Origin of the sequence: Nocardioides aromaticivorans (genome assembly GCF_013408525.1) — a bacterium.
In the GTDB taxonomy this organism is placed as follows: Bacteria; Actinomycetota; Actinomycetes; order Propionibacteriales; family Nocardioidaceae; genus Nocardioides; species Nocardioides aromaticivorans.
This window is the reverse complement of record NZ_JACBZM010000001.1, coordinates 1,503,568-1,518,968: the sequence shown is the minus strand read 5'-3', so window position 1 is coordinate 1,518,968 and position 15,401 is coordinate 1,503,568. Positions and strand designations below refer to the sequence as shown.

The window sequence follows — 15,401 nt, the reverse complement described above, 5'->3', positions numbered from 1 at the left end:
CGCGCGCACGGCGCCGGACGGAGGATCAGGGCGTGCCCAGCTCGTCCCGTGTCGGCGGGTCGGCGCCCGGACGCGACACCGTGATCGCCGCGGCGGCGTGGGCGTGGTGGACGACCCGGACCAGCTGGTCGTCGTCGAGCGCCGTGATCCGTGCGTAGGCGTCGGCGCCGTGGATTCCGGCCGAGAGCAGGGCGTCGAGGAGCCCCGCGGTGAAGGTGTCGCCGGCCGCGATGGTGTCCGCGACCACCGCCGCCACGCCCGGTACGTCGAACCGCTGCCCGCCGGCGCGGACGACGGTGGCTCCCGAGCCGCCCCGCGTCACGACGACCACCGCCGGCCCGAGCCCGCCCCATACGGCCGCGGCGTCGGCCGGGTCGACCCCCGGGAAGTACCACCCGAGGTCCTCGTCGCTGACCTTCACGACGTCGGCCAGGGAGACCAGCTCCTCGACCCGCGCTCGGGCGGCGCCCGCGTCGGTGGTGATCGCCGGACGGGCGTTGGGGTCGAAGGAGACGAGCGCGTGGCGACGCGTGCGGCGGACGAGGTCGCGGACGGCGTCGGCGCCCGGGGGGAGGACGGAGGCGATCGAGCCGACGTGGACGGCGTCGTACGGCTGGTCGTCGATCTGCGGCAGCTCCCACGAGAGGTCGAACTCGTAGCGGGCGGCGCCGGTGGCGTCGAGCACGGCCGCGGCCGTGCTGGTCCGCCCGCTGGGAGGGACGACGGCGTCGACCGTCACGTCGCTGACGGCGAGCCAGTCGCGGAGCCGGTCGCCGCGCTCGTCGTCGCCGAGCGCGGTCGCCAGCCGTGGCTCCCACCCGAGCCGGCCGAGGGCGAGCGCGACATTGGCGCAGCTGCCCCCGGGCAGCTCGACGGGCTCCGCGCCCGGTTGCTGGACGATGTCGATCAGGGCCTCGCCCGCGACGAGGACCTCCGGCTGCCGGCTCATGCGAGTGCTCCGTCCGCGATCGCTCGGGTGATGGTCGGGGCCAGCGGCAGCCGGGGGAGCAGCGTCGCCTGGACCGCGTGGTAGAGGTCGGGCTTGCCCGGCCACACCCCGGCCGCCGGGTGGTTCCGCTGGTCGAGCTGGTGGTGCCACGAGCCGGCGTCGCGGTCGACGAGGTGGTCCTCGGCGTACTGCCACCACCGCGCGAACCAGTGGTCGTACTGCTCCTCGCCGGTATGACGGGACAGCGCGGCCGCGGCGGCGAGCGCCTCCGCGACGACCCAGTGCATGCGGTCGCGCACGACCGGGCGGCCCGACCAGTCCGTGGTGTAGACGAAGCCGGGCGCACCGTCGACGTCCCAGCCGTCCCCGACCGCACGGTCGAACAGCAGCCGGGCGGTCGGCAGCAGCCGGTCGTCGCTCCCCGGGAGCGCGGCCTCGAGGGTCAGCAGCAGCCGGGACCACTCGAGGCCGTGGCCGACGGTGGCGCCGTACGGCTTGAAGGGGTCGGCCGGCCGATCCTCGTTGTGGTCGAGCAGGGGCGTCCAGTCGCTGTCGAAGTGCTCGGGCAGCCGTCCGTCGTACGACGCCGCGAGGTCGACCACGAGGCCGGCGACCCGGGCGGCGCGCCGCCGCCAGGCGTCGTCACCGGTGGCGTCGGCGACGGCGAGCATCGCCTCGACGGCGTGCATGCTGCCGTTGAGGCCCCGGTAGGGGTCCAGGCCGGTCCAGTCCGCGGAGAAGTGGTCACGGCAGCGGCCCGCGTCGTCGTCCCAGAACCGCTCGAGGAAGACGTCGCCGGCGGTGGCGAGCAGCGCCTCGGCGCCGTCGATCCCCGCGACCGCCGCGCTGGAGGTGGCGAGCAGGACGAAGGCGTGGTCGTAGCAGGACTTGCCGGCCGCGAGGTCGGGCCGGCCGTCGGCGTCGAGGCGGTGGAACCAGCCGCCGTGGCCGGTGTCGCGGAGCGGTCCGGCCAGCCCGTCGAGGAGCTGCCGCGCGAGCTCGGCGGAGCCGGTCCGGCCGGTCAGGGCGGCGAGGCTGTGGACGTGGACCATCCGGCAGGTGATCCACGTCAGCACGCCGCGGCCGAGGTCGGCGCCGCCGCGGTCGTCCAGCCAGGCTGCGCCACCGGCGGGGTGGACCAGCGCCGAGGCGCCGAAGTCGAGGAGGCGGTCGTGCTCCTCGGCGAGCAGCGTGGTGTGCGCCGGTTCCTCGGACCACGTCATGGGCCGAGGGTAGTCACCCGCACATGGGCCTCGCGGCTGCTCGCCAACCGGAGCGTGTCCGGTCGTCGGGCAGCCGCGAGGGGCTGGGGGGCGCCGTGCGGAGGGAGCGCGGAGGGTGAGCGGAGGGAGTCAGGCGGTCCAGCGGATGGAGTCGTCGACGAAGTCGGCCAGCGAGTTCACCCCGCGCAGGTCGCTGCGCTGGTCCATCAGGCGGGTGAGGTTCTGGGCGTGGCGGTCGCGCAGCTTGGCGCGGCGGGCAACGGCACGGGCGGCGGCGTCCTCGACGGTCTCGGCGGTGTTGGTGCCGACGGACTCGAGGTGACGGCCGGTCTGGGTCTCAGGAGAGGTCGTCTTCTTCATGACAACCACTGTGCGTTGGTGAGGTTTCGGTAACCCGGCCCAACGGTTACGAATTGGTGTCACAGCCTGTGACACGCACGACAGCGTTGTTGGTGAGTCCTCGCACGGTGCTCGCCGGGCGGCGAAGATCGGATGACACACGTGCGCCGTTCTCGACAGGTACAGGGCATGGACACCACCACTTCGTCGCCGCAGGAGCGCGAACAGCGCTTCCGCGCGGTCTACGACGCGGCGTACGCCGACCTGCTCCGCTTCGTCGGCAGGCGGGTGCACCCGAGCCACGCCGAGGACGTCGTGGGCGAGGTCATGCTCGTCGCCTGGCGCCGCCTGGACGACGTACCCACCGACCTCTCGGACGCGCGCGCCTGGCTCTTCGGGGTCGCCCGGAAGACCCTGCAGAACGCCCGCCGCCGCGAGGACCGGCACGGGGCGGTGGCTGTCCGTCTCGCCGACGCACCCCGCGGTCCCGCGGACGCCGGCGAGCACCCGGACCTCGTGGCCTGCCGGGTCGACGTCGCCGCCGCCTGGCCGCGGCTGAGCGCCTCCGACCAGGAGGCGATCGCGCTCTCCGTCCTCGACGGGCTCACCGCATCCGAGGCCGCGGCGGTGCTCGGCATCACGCCGACCGCCTTCCGCCTGCGGCTGTCCCGCGCGCGGCGCACGCTGCGCCGCCACCTCGATGCCACCCCTGCCGGCGACCGCCTGCCCGGCCGTCCTGCTTCCGAGAGGAGCCCCCGATGAACACGCCCACTGCCGAGACCCTGATGACCGCTGCGGTGCGCCAGCTCGACCCCGCACCCCCGGCCGAGCTCACCGACGCCCAGCGCGAGCGCGCCGACGCGATGTTCGCGCGGATCGTGGCGACTCCAGCCGAGGGCGGGGTCCCGGTCGAGCCGGTCCGCCCCCGGCGTCGGCGGCGGCTGCTCGTGGGGCTCGGCCTGGCCAGCGCGACCGGCGTCGCCGTACCGGCCTTGCTGGTCGGGGGAGGTGGTGCCTACGGGTCGTGGACGCCGGAGCCCGAGACCCTGACCGGGACGGCCGCCGCCCGGGCGGGCGACGTCTGCCGCACCTCCCACGCCTTCCCCGACGCACGCGAGCGGGTCGTGGTGGCGGAGCGGCGGGGCGAGTGGACCTACGTGCTGCTCAGCGGTCCCGCTGGCGAGGCGACCTGCCTGATGCCCGAGGAGATGGTCGAGCGAGGGGTGCGCAGCGTCGACGACGACTACTTCGGCAGCTACGACGCGGACCCGCCGGCGGCCCCGGTCGTCGCCGCCGGCGACATCGAGGAGACCGGCGCCATGAGCGGCAGCACCGACGAGGGCTGGTTCACCTGGACCGCGGGCTTCGTCGGCAAGGACGTCACCGCGGTCACCGTGCACACCTCGTCGGGGCTCGACATCGAGGCCTCGGTCGTTGGCAACCGGTTCGCGGCGTGGTGGCCCGGCGTGCCGCCGAGCTCGGCGAACCCGGACGACTCGTGGTCGTTCACCGTCCACCTGGCCGACGGGACGAGCCGCGACATCACGCAGTGACCGCGGCCCTCACCCGGACAGGGCGTCGTACGCCTCCACCATGGCCGGGCCGTACCAGGTCAGCAGCCGCCCCGACACCAGCCTCGTCGGCACCCTCGTGAACGCCTCCGGCCCGTCGTCGGCGGTGAAGACGTAGGGCTCGTCCGGCAGCAGGACGAGGTCGATGTCGTCGCGGTCGAGGTCCGCCAGGTCCGCCTTGGGGTAGCGGTCCTCGCCCGCGTCGAAGGCGTTCTCCCAGCCGAGCCGGCGCAGCAGGTCGCCGGTGTACGTGCGCGGACCGACCACCAGCCACGGGTCGCGCCACACCGGTACGACGACCCGCCCCCGCACCTGCGGGACGGGGGCCGACCAGCGGGCCCGCGCCGCCCGCAGCCAGTCGGGGGCGTCGAGGGCCAGCCCCTCGTCGTACAGGCGGGTCAGGGAGGTGAGCGCCTGCGGCACCGTCTCGATGTCGGTCACCCACACGGGGACGCCCGCGTCGCGCAGGCGGCGCACGTCGAGCTCGCGGTTCTCCTCCTTGTTGGCGACCACGAGGTCGGGGGAGAGGGCGCGGATTGCCGCCAGGTCGGGGTTCTTGGTGCCGCGGACGCGGGTGACGTCGAGGCCGGCAGGGTGGGTGCACCAGTCGGTCGCGCCGACCAGCCGTTCCGGGACGTCCGTGGCCAGCGCCTCGGTGATGGAGGGGACCAGGGAGACGACCCGCGCGGGCGGGCCGGGGAGCGGGACGTCATGCCCGAGGTCGTCGACGGTCACGACCCCACGATGCCGTATCCATCGATGACCCGCTGCTGCGCGGCCCCTATGGGCTCATCGATGGATACGGGATGATCCCGGTGTGGGTGCGATCTTCGGGTGGTCGGTGCTGGCGCTGGTGTTCGTCGACGAGCTGCTGGCGGTGGCGGCGTTCGGCGTGTGGGGCTGGGACCACGACCCCCGCTGGCTGCTGGTGTGGCTGCTGCCGCTCGTGGCGATGGCGGCGTGGTTCCTCTTCGCCTCGCCGAAGGCGCGGTTCGGCGGCACCTGGGTGCGCCCGATCGTGAAGGTCGTCGTCTTCGGGCTGGCGTCCCTCGCGCTGTGGGACGCCGGCCACGAGGACTGGGCGGTGGCGCTGCTCGTCTTCTCCGTGGTGGTCAACGCGCTGGCGTTGCTGCCCGGCATCCGGGTGCTGGTGGAGGAGCAGCAGCTGTAGCGCTGCAGGAATCCCCGCCGGAGCGGGGAAGCTGACGGTTGTCGGCCGTTGCAACCGTCATCAAGCGCAGGAATCCCCGCTCAGCGGGGGATTCCCGCACCCGGCTCAGCGCAGCGCCAGGCTCCCCGACAGCGCGGGCTCCCACCCGATGGCGGCGTGCTCGGCGACCCGCTTGTCGAGGCCCTCGGCGACCTCGGCCGGCCACGGGGCGGTCTTGCGGTCCTCGAGCCGCACGCAGAGCAGGATCTCCTCGAAGACGCAGGCCACCCGCTGGTTGGTGTCGTCGAGGATGTAGACCACCGCGTGCGCGGCGCGGTCGGAGCGGCCGACGAGGCGGACCCGGACCGACATCTGGTCGCCGCTCTTCAGCTCGTGCAGGTAGGTCAGGTGGTGCTCGGCCGACAGGCAGGCGAAGCCGCTCACGAGGGGCCAGTTGAACGGGATGCCGACGGAGTGCAGCGACTCGTCGAGGCCCTCGCTGCCGATGCCGAGGTAGTGCCGGACGTTGAGGAAGCCGTTCATGTCCTCGAACCCCATCGGGACCGGCTGCTCCGCGAACGCGGGCAGGGGGGCGAGCTGGTCGTACGTCGGCTGCGTGCTCATGCCCCGGACCCTACTCAAACCGGTCCGGGGATTGCCGCCGGCGTCACCTGGCGGCGTACCATGGACGCAACGGATCCACTCGTGTATCTACCTCGCGCCGGCTCGCTCCGGCGGTCCAAGGCGGCACCCGACCGCAGGACCTCGAGGACATGAGCCAGCACCACCCCGCAACACTGATCCGCGCGACCGGGCCGTCGTACTTCCCGATCGCGCTCGTCGCCCGCCTGCCCTACGCGATGATGGTCGTCGGCGTGCTCACGCTCGTCGTCTCCGGCCGTGACTCGCTCGCCTTCGGGGGCCTGAGCTCGGCCATGGTCGGCCTCGGCGCCGCCTGCTTCGGCCCGCTGCTCGGCGCGGCCGCCGACCGGTTCGGCCAGCGACCGGTCCTCCTCGTCGCGGGGCTCGCGTCGACGACCGCGCTCGGCCTCATGGCGTGGGTGGTCTACAGCCCGCTGCCCGGCGCCGCGGTGCTCGCCGTCGCCTTCCTGGTCGGTGCCACGGCGCCGCAGATCGCGCCGATGTCGCGCAGCCGACTCGTCGAGATCATCGCCGCGCGGATCTCGCCGGCCCGCCGTGAGCGCACCTTCGACGCGACGATGGCCTACGAGTCGGCAGCCGACGAGATGGTCTTCATCGTCGGGCCGTTCCTCGTCGGCGTGCTCGGCACCGCCCTCGACCCGTGGGCGCCGGTCGCCGCGGCCGCGGTCGTCACCCTCGTCTTCGTGTCGGCGTTCGCCGTGCACCCCAGCGCGACCGCGGTGCGCTCGGCCCGGGGCACGGCCGTCGAGACCGCACCGGCCGCCGAGCTGGCCCGTCCGGCACTCGTCGTGGTCATCGCGGGCATCCTCGGCGTCGGCCTCTTCTTCGGCTCGATGCTCACCTCGCTCACCGCGTTCATGGGCGACCACGGCAACGCCGAGGGCGCCGGGCTCGTGTACGGCGTCATGGGCATCGGCTCCGCGGCCTTCGCCCTCGGCGTGGCGCTCTTCCCCGCATCCTTCACGCTCCGCGCCCGCTGGCTGGTGTTCGCCGGCGTGCTCGTCGCCGGCACCGCGGTGCTGCCGTTCGTCGGCTCGGTCGCCCAGATGTCGCTGCTCCTGCTGGTGGTCGGCGTCGGCGTCGGCCCGACGATGGTCACGCAGTACAGCCTCGGCGCCCTGCGCAGCCCCGTCGGCCGCTCGGCCACCGTGATGACGATGCTCGGCTCGGCGGTCATCGTCGGCCAGGCGAGCGCATCGGTGCTCACCGGCACCCTGGCCGACCGGTTCGGGACGGGCGCCGCGCTCGTCGTACCCGTGGTGGCGGCGACGCTCGTGCTGCTCGCCGGCGTCGCCAACTGGGTGCTCTCGCCGGCGCCCGCTCAGTCGCCCTCGACGAGGATGGTCACGCCGCCGCTGGCGAACGCCGGCACGTCCGCCTGAGCGGCCTGGCCCTCCGGCGACGCGAGCGCGGCGTCGAGCGACGCCCGCGTCGGGAACTCCGCACGGAAGCTCGCGAACACCGGCGCATCGCCGGCGAGGGTGACGACGTCGAGCGCGTACCGCACCGCGGTCGCCCCCGGCAGCGCCGTCGCCAGCGGGACGTGCACGGCCTCGTAGTGGCGGCGGAAGGCGTCCGGGTCGGTCGGGGTGCCGTAGAGGACGGTCAGGGTGGGCATGTCAGGACTCCTGGTCGTCGGCGGGGGTGAACTTCTCGCGGTGGATCAGCCGCGGCGCCATCCGGCGCCGCTTGAACGCCCGCACGCCCGCCTCGACCATCGGCGGCGGTCCGCAGAGCCAGCCGGACCAGCCGCGGGCGCTGGGGACGTCGTCGAGGAAGGCGTCGGTCGGGAAGCCGGTGCGATGGGGCGTCCCCTGCTCCTCGGAGAGGACGGGGACGAAGCGGAACCCCCGGTGGGCGCCCGCGAGCTCCTCGAGCCGGCCCACGTCGTAGAGGTCGGCCCGCCCGCGGACACCGTGGAAGAGGAGGACCTCACGACCGGGGTGGCGCTCGAGGGCGGTGCGGACGATGCCCACCAGCGGGGCGAGGCCGGTGCCGCCCCCGATCAGGACCATCGGCTCGCCGTCGTCCTCCTCCGCCGCGGGCACGTGGAAGTCGCCCAGCGGGCCGGTCGCCCGGACCCGCTCGCCGACGGCGACGCTGCCGAACAGCCAGCGGTCGCTGGCCACCCCACCTCGGACTCGGCGCACGTGGAGCTCGAGGACCTTGTCCTCGTCGGCGGTGTTGGCGAGGGAGTACGCGCGCCGCTCGCCGCTCCCGGGGACGACCAGCTCGACGTACTGGCCGGCGCTGAACGCCAGCGGCTCGTCGAGCCCGAGCAGGATCCGCCGGGTGTCGCGGGCGACGTCCTCGACGGCGACCACGGTGGCGACGAGGTCGCGCAGGGGATGGGTGGTCCGGCCCGCGACGTCGCCGCGCAGCGCGACCTCCGTGTCACCGCACGGCCGGGCCTGGCAGGCCAGCGCGAGGCCGGCCGCGCGCTCGTCCGGGGTGAGCGTGTCGAGCGGGGAGTCGCCGTGGTCGACCACGCCGGCGACGACCTGCAGCTTGCAAGTGCCGCAGGTCCCCTGGTTGCAGGAGTTCGGCATCCACACCCCGGCCCGCAGCAACGTCTCGAGCACGGTCTGGCCCGCGGCGGCCTCGACCCGGCGCTCGCCGATGGTGACCGTCACCTCACACCTCCCACGTGCAGTGCAGCGTGGTCGGGCCGCGGAAGCCCCAGCCCCAGAACTCCACGTTCTCGGAGGTGTCGCGCTCCAGGTTGGGGATCGCTTCGAACAGCTCCTCCATCGCGATCCGCATGACCTGGTTGGCGTAGTAGATGCCGGCGCAGGCGTGGTTGCCGGCACCGAAGGCGAGGTGGGGCAGGGGCGGTCGGTGCAGGTCGAACTCCGTGGGGGCGTCGTACCGGCCGGTGTCGTGGTTCGCGGCGCCGTACGACAGGATCACCGGCGTCCCGGCCGGGAGGTCGACGCCGGCGACCGTGACGTCGCGGGTCGAGATGCGCGCCGTGGCGGACCAGATCGGCGAGGTCCAGCGCATGCCCTCCGAGATCGCGCGGGGGATGAGGGCCGGGTCGTCGACGACCTCCTCCATCTGCTCGGGACGGCTGAACAGCCCGACGAGGGTCGAGGCGAGGCCGTGGCCCGGCTCCTGCATCGCGCCGAGGAGGTAGACGTAGATGGTCGGGTAGATGTACTCCCGCTCGCGGGTCTGGCCGGGAGGCATCCCGTCGTGCAGCCAGTGCGAGATGGCGGTGTCGGCCGGCTCGGCGATCCACTGGTCGATGAGCGGGTCGACGGTGGCTCGGATCTCCGCCTTCGCCTCGTCGCCCTCCCGGAACCCCTCGGGGTTGAGGAACTCGCCGTCCTCGTCGACGCCGGCGTTGGTGAACGAGCGGTTGAGCTTGTGGAACCAGTCGCGCAGCTGGTCCGAGGACACCGACTGCAGGCCGAGGAGGTCGCCGAGCGACCGGACGCTCACGGGCTCGCAGTAGTCGCCGACCAGCTCGGCGCGGCCCGAGTCCTCGAAGGCCTCCAGGTAGCGCCGGGCGATCGGACGGACCAGGTCGTCCACCCACCGGTCCACCTCGACGGGCTGGAGCTGCGGCTCGACCATGCCGCGCAGGTCGGCGTGGATGTCGCCGTTGACGCCGATGATCGCGGGGTGGCCGAAGGTCCGTCCCCCGGCGGGCGTGATCACGGCCTCGAAGTCGGGGCTGGTGGCGACCTCGCGGCAGACCTCGGCGGTCGAGGCGACGTACGAGCCGAGCACCGGCACGAACGCCAACGGTGCCTCGCGGCGCAGGCGCTCGTAGGTGGGATACGGGTTGCGCTCGAGCTGGGACATCGAGACCGACTCCAGCCAGGAGAGGTCCGGCGGGGTCGTGGGCTGCTGTACGGCGGTCATGGGAGCTCCTCCGGTGGTGCTGTGGCGATGGGAAGTGCCAGCGAAGGTAGGTCGGTCCGGACCCCGCGACGACACCGTTCGCGCGGCGGCGGCACGGATCGCGCGGGCGATTTGTGACCTGCGTCTCAGGTAGATTGCGAGGCGTGTCCGAGCGGATCCGGGGGCGGGCGCCGCGCGACTGGGGCAATGCCTCGCGAGTCGTGGCGGAGGCCTACTTCCCCCACGAGCTCCGGCTCGTCGGCGGGGTCCACGAGCCGCGGCTGACGCTGCGCACCCTCGACCTCGGCCCGGTGCTGATCGGCCACGTGGGGTGGGGCGCCGACGTCGCCATCGACTGCGACTACCCGGGCGCCTACGAGGTCAACATGCCGATCACCGGGCACATCGAGAGTCGCGGACGGCACGGCACCGTCGCCTCGGTCGCCGGTCAGGGCACGGTCTTCCGGTCCGACACGGCGTCGCTGATCAGCCACTGGGATGCGACCTGCACCGTGCTCGGGGTGAAGTTCGACGCCGCCTGGCTCGACGTCGAGGCGGAGCGGCTGCTCGGCAGCGACCGGGTGGGCGTGCGTGACCTGCTGCCCGACCAGGTGCAGCTCGAGTCGGGCCGCGGCCGGGCCTGGCGCCACCTCGTCGCCAGCCTCGCGACCAACCTGCACGACCCGGACCTCTTCGCCGACAGCGACGTGGTCCGGCAGCAGCTCGCCGGCGCGGTGGCCGCCGGCCTCGTCGACCTGTGCCGCCCGGCCGACGCGCGGTCCGTGCCGGCCCGGCCGTGGCACGTGCGGCGGGTGGTGGAGCAGCTGCACGACGACCCGGCCCGGCCGTGGACCGCGGGCGACATGGCCGCCGTCGCGGGCACCAGCGTGCGGCGGCTCCAGGAGGCCTTCCAGCAGTGGACGGGCCGTACGCCGACCCAGTACCTCCTCGACGTGCGCCTCGCCCGGGCGCACGCGGACCTCACCTCCGGGCCGCGGACGACGGTCAGCGACGTGGCGGCCCGGTGGGGCTTCTCCAGCGCGAGCCGCTTCGCGGCCGCCTACCGCCGCAGGTACGGGCTGCCGCCGTCCGCAGCCCGTCGGTGAGCGGCTCCGCGGTGGACGACCGCGCGCGCTCGGGACGCTGGGTGCTGCACGTCGACCTGGACCAGTTCATCGCTGCCGTCGAGGTGCTGCGGCGACCGGAGCTCGCCGGCCTGCCCGTGGTGGTCGGCGGCCGGGGCGACCCGACCGAGCGCGGCGTGGTGGCGACGGCGTCGTACGAGGCCCGGGCCTTCGGCGTCGGGTCCGGCATGCCGCTGCGGGTGGCCGCCCGCAAGTGCCCCGATGCCGTGTTCCTGCCCGTCGACGCCCCCGCGTACGACGCCGCGTCGGCCGACGTCATGGCGACCCTCCGCTCGCTGCGCTGGGGCGGGCAGGCCGTCGTCGTGCAGGTGCTCGGCTGGGACGAGGCTTTCGTGGCGGCCGAAGGGGAGCGGGAGGCGGGCGAGGCCGACGTCGTGGCCTTCGCGCAGGAGATCCGCGCCGAGGTGCTGGCCGCCACCCGCCTGCACTGCTCCGTCGGAATCGGCAACAACAAGCTGCAGGCCAAGATCGCCACGGACTTCGGCAAGCCGGACCCGGGCGTCCACGTGATCACCGACGACACCTGGTTCGAGCAGATGGGCCACCGGCCCACCCGGGCGCTGTGGGGCGTGGGCTCGAAGACGGCGGCCCGGCTCGCGGCGCTCGGGATCGAGACCGTCGACCAGCTCGCCCGCTCCGACGCCGCGGAGCTCGCCGCCGAGCTCGGCCCGACCATGGGTCCGTGGTTCCACCGCCTCGGGCGCGGCGTGGACACCAGCCCGGTCGACGCGACCCCGTGGGTGCCGCGGGCGCACGGTCGCGAGGAGACCTTCCAGGCCGACCTCGAGGACTGGGCCGAGGTCGAGGCCGCGGTCCGGCGGATCACGCTGCGGGTGCTGGCCGACATCGAGCGCGAGGGCCGGCCGGCCTTCCGGGTCGGTCTCAAGCTGCGCTACCGGCCGTTCTTCACCGTCAGCCGCAGCCACAAGCTCCCCGCGCCGACGACCGACCCGGACGTGCTCGCCGACGCCGCCGTGGCGCTCCTCGACCGGGTCGAGCGCGACCGCCCGGTGCGCCTGCTCGGCGTACGGCTGGAGATGGTGCCGCCCGAGGGCGGGTACGACGAGCGCCGCTGACCCGTCGCGGGGTGGATCGCGACGGGCCAGCGGGTGGGCGGCTGCGGGGGTCTCGTGACGCCCCCACGGCGGACCTTCCTACGGAGGGTTGGCCGACGGCCTCCTCGACCACCGGGTGGCTCAGAACAGGTCGGGGACCGTCCAGCCGTCGAGGTCGTACTCGGCGAGGAACTCGTCCGCGAAGCCCTTCATCTGCGCGACGTCGCCGCGGTTCTGGGCGGCGAAGAGGAGCTCGGCCTTCACGTTCTCGTGGTTGCCGGAGTAGTTGCGCTCGTAGAGCTCGTGGCGGCCGCCGAACTCGGAGCCGATCGAGTCCCACAGCGCCTTCATGACCTTGACCCGGTCGACGGCGGTGACGCCGTTGGAGCCGCGGACGTACTTGTCGAGGTAGGGCCGCACCTCGGCGGACTTGAAGTCGGCGGCGCCGGACGGCAGGTAGATCAGGCCGGAGGCCACGTCCTGCTCGATGATCTCCTTCACCCGCGGGTAGCCGTGGATCATGAACATCCGGTAGGTCAGGCCGTACTCCAGCTTGGGGATGACCGCATCGCCCACCCACGGCTCGGGGTCGCGGGCCATCGACTCGGTGAGCGACCAGAACAGGTTGCGCCAGCCGATGACCTCGCCGACGCGGGTCTGCACGCCGCGGAAGTCGCCGGAGCCGGTGGCCTCGAGCGCCTTGAGCAGCAGGCCGGCGATGAAGTCGAGCTTCACCGCGAGGCGGGTGCAGCCCTGGAAGGTGAAGCGCGGGAGGAAGCCGGACTGCGGGAAGAACGCGTTGATGCGGTCCACGTCGCCGTACATGAAGACGTTCTCCCAGGGCACCAGCACCTTGTCGAAGATGAAGATGGTGTCGTTCTCGTCCATCCGGCTCGACAGCGGGTAGTCGAAGGGCTCGCCGTTGAGCGCCGCCTGCTCCGTGTACGACGACCGGCAGATCAGCTTGATGCCGGGCGCGTCCATCGGGACGGTGCAGATCAGCGCGAACTGCTTCTTGCGGATCGGCAGGCCGTAGTGGGCGATGAAGTTGTAGTTGGTGATCGCCGAGCCGGTCGCGACGACCTTCGCGCCGGACACGACGAGGCCGGCGTCGGTCTCCTTCTCGACCTTCATGTAGACGTCGCCCACCTCGTCGGGCGGCAGGTTGCGGTCGACCGGCGGGTTGATGATCGCGTGGTTCCAGTAGAGGACCTTCTCCTGCGACTCGCGGTACCACCGCTCGGCGTTGGCCTGGAAGGGCGCGTAGAGCTCCTTGTTGGCGTGCAGGGTGCCGAGGAAGCTGGCCTTGTAGTCGGGGCTGCGGCCCATCCACCCCCACGTCATCTTCGCCCACCGCGCGATCGCGTCGCGCTCCTTGAGCAGGTCGGCCGACGACGTCGGCGTCTTGAAGAAGGGCATCGTGACGCCGCCGTTGCCCGTGTCGGTGGGGACGGTCAGCTCGTCCACGTGCGGACCGGTGTGGAGGGCGTCGTACAGGCGGGCGGTCATGCGGATCGGGTTGCGGAAGGCCGGGTGCGTGGTGACGTCCTCGACCCGCTCGCCGTGGAGGTAGATCTCCCGGCCGTCGCGGAGGCTCTCGATGTACTCGTCGCCGGTCATCGGCCGCGAGGCGAAGTTGGTCTGCTGGTTGGCCGGCGCGTCCGCGGCCGGGTTGGTGGTCGGCGGCCCGTCCGTCAGGGCGGTCTCGGGGACGAGGGTGTCGGTCATCGTTGTCTCCTCAGTAGTGGGTGTCTCGCGGGATGAAGTACGACGGCCCGCTGCGGAGCGGGGCGGCGAAGCTGGTCGTGGCGTCGAACCAGCCGGTGTGGGGGTCGTCCTGGCAGCCGAGCCAGACGACGTCGGACGAGCGGTCGCCGATCTGGTGGAAGGCGCTGTCGTGGAAGAGCAGCGGTCGCCGGTCGGTGGTGACGACCTCCGCCACCTCGCCGAGGAACAGCAGGTGGTCGCCGCCGTCGTCGGTGCGGTGGGCGCGGCAGACCAGGGTCGCGGCCGTGCCGCCGAGGGTGGGGGCCAGGCTGCCCTCGCGCCACGGGAGCGGGTCGCTGCCGGGCCGGCCGGCGAAGTGCATCGCGACGTCGACCTGGTCGGCGGCCAGCACGTTGACCGCGAAGGACGCGCCGTCGAGGTAGGCGGCGGCCTTCGACTTCCGGGTCAGCGCGACCTGCACCAGCGGCGGGTCGAGGGAGATCGGCGTGAACGCGGTGACCGTCGCGCCGTGGTGCGCGCCGTCCGGCGTACGGCAGGTGATGACGGTGACGCCGGTCGCGAAGCGGCCGAAGGTCGAGCGCAGGGTGAGCGGGTCCACGGGTGCCTCCTTCGTCGTGGGCCTCGATGGGCGGGATGGGCGGTGACGCTAGGCCTGCTCGGGCGGCGAGACGATCCGCTCCGCGAAGGCGCTGTCCGGATTGCGCACTCGGGTGGATCGGGTGCGTTTTCCGGATGAAGGAGTTCGCCTACTGTGAGGGGCGTCACGTGATCCAGGCCGAAGGGGGTGGACGATGAGCGCGACCGGGACCGTCACCGCGTCCTCCCACGAGCTGGGCGACTTCTCCGACGCGGTCGCCCGCGCCTACTTCCCGCACCGGCTGCTCGTGAAGGGGCGCGCCAGCGGGCCCGCGGACCTGCGTGCCGTCGACCTCGGCCCGGTCCGGCTGGCCCGCATCGGCTGGGGCTCCGAGGTCTCCGTCGAGTCCGACCATCCCGGGGCCTGGGCGGTCAACGTCCCGCGCAGCGGCGTGCTGGAGGCGCAGATCGGTGCCCACCACGTGCTCTCGCTCGACGGCCAGGCGACCGTCTGCCCGCCCAACGAGGAGACCCGGATGACCCGGTGGTCGGCGGACTGCTCGATCGTCGGGATGCGCGTGGACCGCGACTACCTCGTCGAGGAGGTCGCCGCCCTGGTCGGCCTGCACACCGACCGGCTGCCGGCCCAGCTCGACCTGCGCACCGACGGAGGCCGGGCCTGGATCGGCCTGCTCGGCTCGATCGGCACCGAGGCGCTGCGCAACCCCTCACTCGCTCGCGACCAGCGGGTCGCCCGCCGGCTCGCCGCCACGCTCACCGCCGCGCTCGTCGCCGCGTCCTTCCCCGACGAGCCGGGCTGCGGCACGATCCGGCCGCGCATCGTGTCCCGCGTCGTCGAGGCGATGGAGGCCGACCCGGCGCGTGACTGGACCGCCGCCGACCTGGCCCGCGAGGCAGGTGTCGGGATCCGCCGCCTGCAGCAGGGCTTCCAGCGCTACCTCGGCTCCACGCCCACCCAGGAGCTGCTCACGATCCGCCTCGCGCGCGTCCACGGCGACCTGCTGGCCGGGCGCGGGGACACGGTCGCCGAGGTCGCCACCCGGTGGGGCTTCGCGCACCTGGGGCGGTTCGCGGCGTCGTACCGGGAGAGGTACGGGGTCGCGCCCTCCGACAGCCTGCGGTCGCGTTAGCC

17 protein-coding genes are annotated in these 15,401 nt (G+C 73.5%); 7 read left to right on the top strand and 10 right to left on the bottom strand.

The window, feature by feature from the left end; genetic code table 11:
* Positions 1-25: 25 nt before the first annotated feature.
* The 3 genes from BJ993_RS07190 to BJ993_RS07180 form a co-directional block, all read right to left on the bottom strand.
* The gene (locus BJ993_RS07190) at positions 26-949 is read right to left on the bottom strand and encodes a carbohydrate kinase family protein (RefSeq protein WP_179648232.1); all 924 of its coding nucleotides are present in this window, start codon (positions 947-949) and stop codon (positions 26-28) included.
* Positions 946-2,172, bottom strand: a complete 1,227-nt coding sequence (locus BJ993_RS07185) for an AGE family epimerase/isomerase (RefSeq protein ID WP_179648231.1) — start codon at positions 2,170-2,172, stop codon at positions 946-948. Before BJ993_RS07185 ends, BJ993_RS07190 begins: the two co-directional genes overlap by 4 nt.
* 129 nt (positions 2,173-2,301) lie before the next feature.
* Complete coding sequence (locus tag BJ993_RS07180) at positions 2,302-2,532, bottom strand: hypothetical protein (RefSeq protein ID WP_036548979.1); 231 nt, start codon at positions 2,530-2,532, stop codon at positions 2,302-2,304.
* A gap of 168 nt (positions 2,533-2,700) precedes the next feature.
* Here BJ993_RS07180 and BJ993_RS07175 point away from each other — a divergent pair, with 168 nt between their 5' ends.
* Together BJ993_RS07175 and BJ993_RS07170 are read left to right on the top strand one after the other, a co-directional pair.
* Positions 2,701-3,273, top strand: coding sequence for an RNA polymerase sigma factor (locus tag BJ993_RS07175; protein ID WP_179648230.1), 573 nt, complete (start codon positions 2,701-2,703; stop codon positions 3,271-3,273).
* Positions 3,270-4,064 carry a hypothetical protein gene (locus tag BJ993_RS07170; protein ID WP_179648229.1) on the top strand — a complete coding sequence of 265 codons (795 nt, stop codon included), beginning with the start codon at positions 3,270-3,272 and terminating at the stop codon, positions 4,062-4,064. The genes BJ993_RS07175 and BJ993_RS07170 overlap by 4 nt, the downstream gene beginning before the upstream one ends.
* A 9-nt stretch (positions 4,065-4,073) precedes the next feature.
* On the opposite strand, the gene BJ993_RS07165 is transcribed toward BJ993_RS07170, so the two are convergent.
* Positions 4,074-4,817, bottom strand: coding sequence for a helical backbone metal receptor (locus BJ993_RS07165; protein WP_179648228.1), 744 nt, complete (start codon positions 4,815-4,817; stop codon positions 4,074-4,076).
* Positions 4,818-4,899: 82 nt separating this feature from the next.
* Between BJ993_RS07165 and BJ993_RS07160 the strand changes: the two genes are divergently transcribed.
* Entirely contained in the window at positions 4,900-5,253 is a 354-nt protein-coding gene (locus BJ993_RS07160) for a DUF2568 domain-containing protein (protein WP_179648227.1), read from the top strand.
* Between the two features lie 105 nt (positions 5,254-5,358).
* On the opposite strand, the gene BJ993_RS07155 is transcribed toward BJ993_RS07160, so the two are convergent.
* A complete protein-coding gene (locus tag BJ993_RS07155) occupies positions 5,359-5,856 on the bottom strand; it encodes a thioesterase family protein (protein WP_036548968.1) in 498 nt (165 codons plus the stop codon).
* Between the two features lie 149 nt (positions 5,857-6,005).
* Between BJ993_RS07155 and BJ993_RS07150 the strand changes: the two genes are divergently transcribed.
* Positions 6,006-7,277: an MFS transporter gene (locus tag BJ993_RS07150; RefSeq protein ID WP_036548966.1), complete on the top strand. Its 1,272-nt coding sequence runs from the start codon at positions 6,006-6,008 to the stop codon at positions 7,275-7,277.
* Here BJ993_RS07150 and BJ993_RS07145 read toward each other — a convergent pair.
* From BJ993_RS07145 to BJ993_RS07135, 3 genes are read right to left on the bottom strand one after another with little or no spacing between them, the layout of a single operon-like run.
* Positions 7,217-7,513 carry an EthD family reductase gene (locus BJ993_RS07145; protein WP_179648226.1) on the bottom strand — a complete coding sequence of 99 codons (297 nt, stop codon included), beginning with the start codon at positions 7,511-7,513 and terminating at the stop codon, positions 7,217-7,219. The genes BJ993_RS07150 and BJ993_RS07145 overlap by 61 nt on opposite strands.
* Position 7,514: 1 nt before the next feature.
* Positions 7,515-8,528 carry a 2Fe-2S iron-sulfur cluster-binding protein gene (locus BJ993_RS26520; protein ID WP_308645506.1) on the bottom strand — a complete coding sequence of 338 codons (1,014 nt, stop codon included), beginning with the start codon at positions 8,526-8,528 and terminating at the stop codon, positions 7,515-7,517.
* Between the two features lies 1 nt (position 8,529).
* On the bottom strand, positions 8,530-9,765 hold the full coding sequence (locus tag BJ993_RS07135; protein ID WP_179648225.1) for a cytochrome P450: 1,236 nt from the start codon (positions 9,763-9,765) through the stop codon (positions 8,530-8,532).
* A 143-nt stretch (positions 9,766-9,908) separates the two neighbouring features.
* Between BJ993_RS07135 and BJ993_RS07130 the strand changes: the two genes are divergently transcribed.
* Positions 9,909-10,850 carry an AraC family transcriptional regulator gene (locus BJ993_RS07130; protein WP_207007014.1) on the top strand — a complete coding sequence of 314 codons (942 nt, stop codon included), beginning with the start codon at positions 9,909-9,911 and terminating at the stop codon, positions 10,848-10,850.
* An 11-nt stretch (positions 10,851-10,861) separates the two neighbouring features.
* The gene (locus BJ993_RS07125; RefSeq protein WP_308645505.1) at positions 10,862-11,965 is read left to right on the top strand and encodes a DNA polymerase IV; all 1,104 of its coding nucleotides are present in this window, start codon (positions 10,862-10,864) and stop codon (positions 11,963-11,965) included.
* 120 nt (positions 11,966-12,085) lie between these two features.
* On the opposite strand, the gene BJ993_RS07120 is transcribed toward BJ993_RS07125, so the two are convergent.
* Together BJ993_RS07120 and BJ993_RS07115 are read right to left on the bottom strand one after the other, a co-directional pair.
* Positions 12,086-13,672: a 4-hydroxyphenylacetate 3-hydroxylase family protein gene (locus BJ993_RS07120; RefSeq protein ID WP_036548958.1), complete on the bottom strand. Its 1,587-nt coding sequence runs from the start codon at positions 13,670-13,672 to the stop codon at positions 12,086-12,088.
* 10 nt (positions 13,673-13,682) lie between these two features.
* Complete coding sequence (locus tag BJ993_RS07115) at positions 13,683-14,270, bottom strand: flavin reductase family protein (protein WP_036548957.1); 588 nt, start codon at positions 14,268-14,270, stop codon at positions 13,683-13,685.
* A gap of 193 nt (positions 14,271-14,463) precedes the next feature.
* Here BJ993_RS07115 and BJ993_RS07110 point away from each other — a divergent pair, with 193 nt between their 5' ends.
* Positions 14,464-15,399: an AraC family transcriptional regulator gene (locus BJ993_RS07110; RefSeq protein WP_051932542.1), complete on the top strand. Its 936-nt coding sequence runs from the start codon at positions 14,464-14,466 to the stop codon at positions 15,397-15,399.
* The last annotated feature ends 2 nt before the right edge of the window (positions 15,400-15,401 follow it).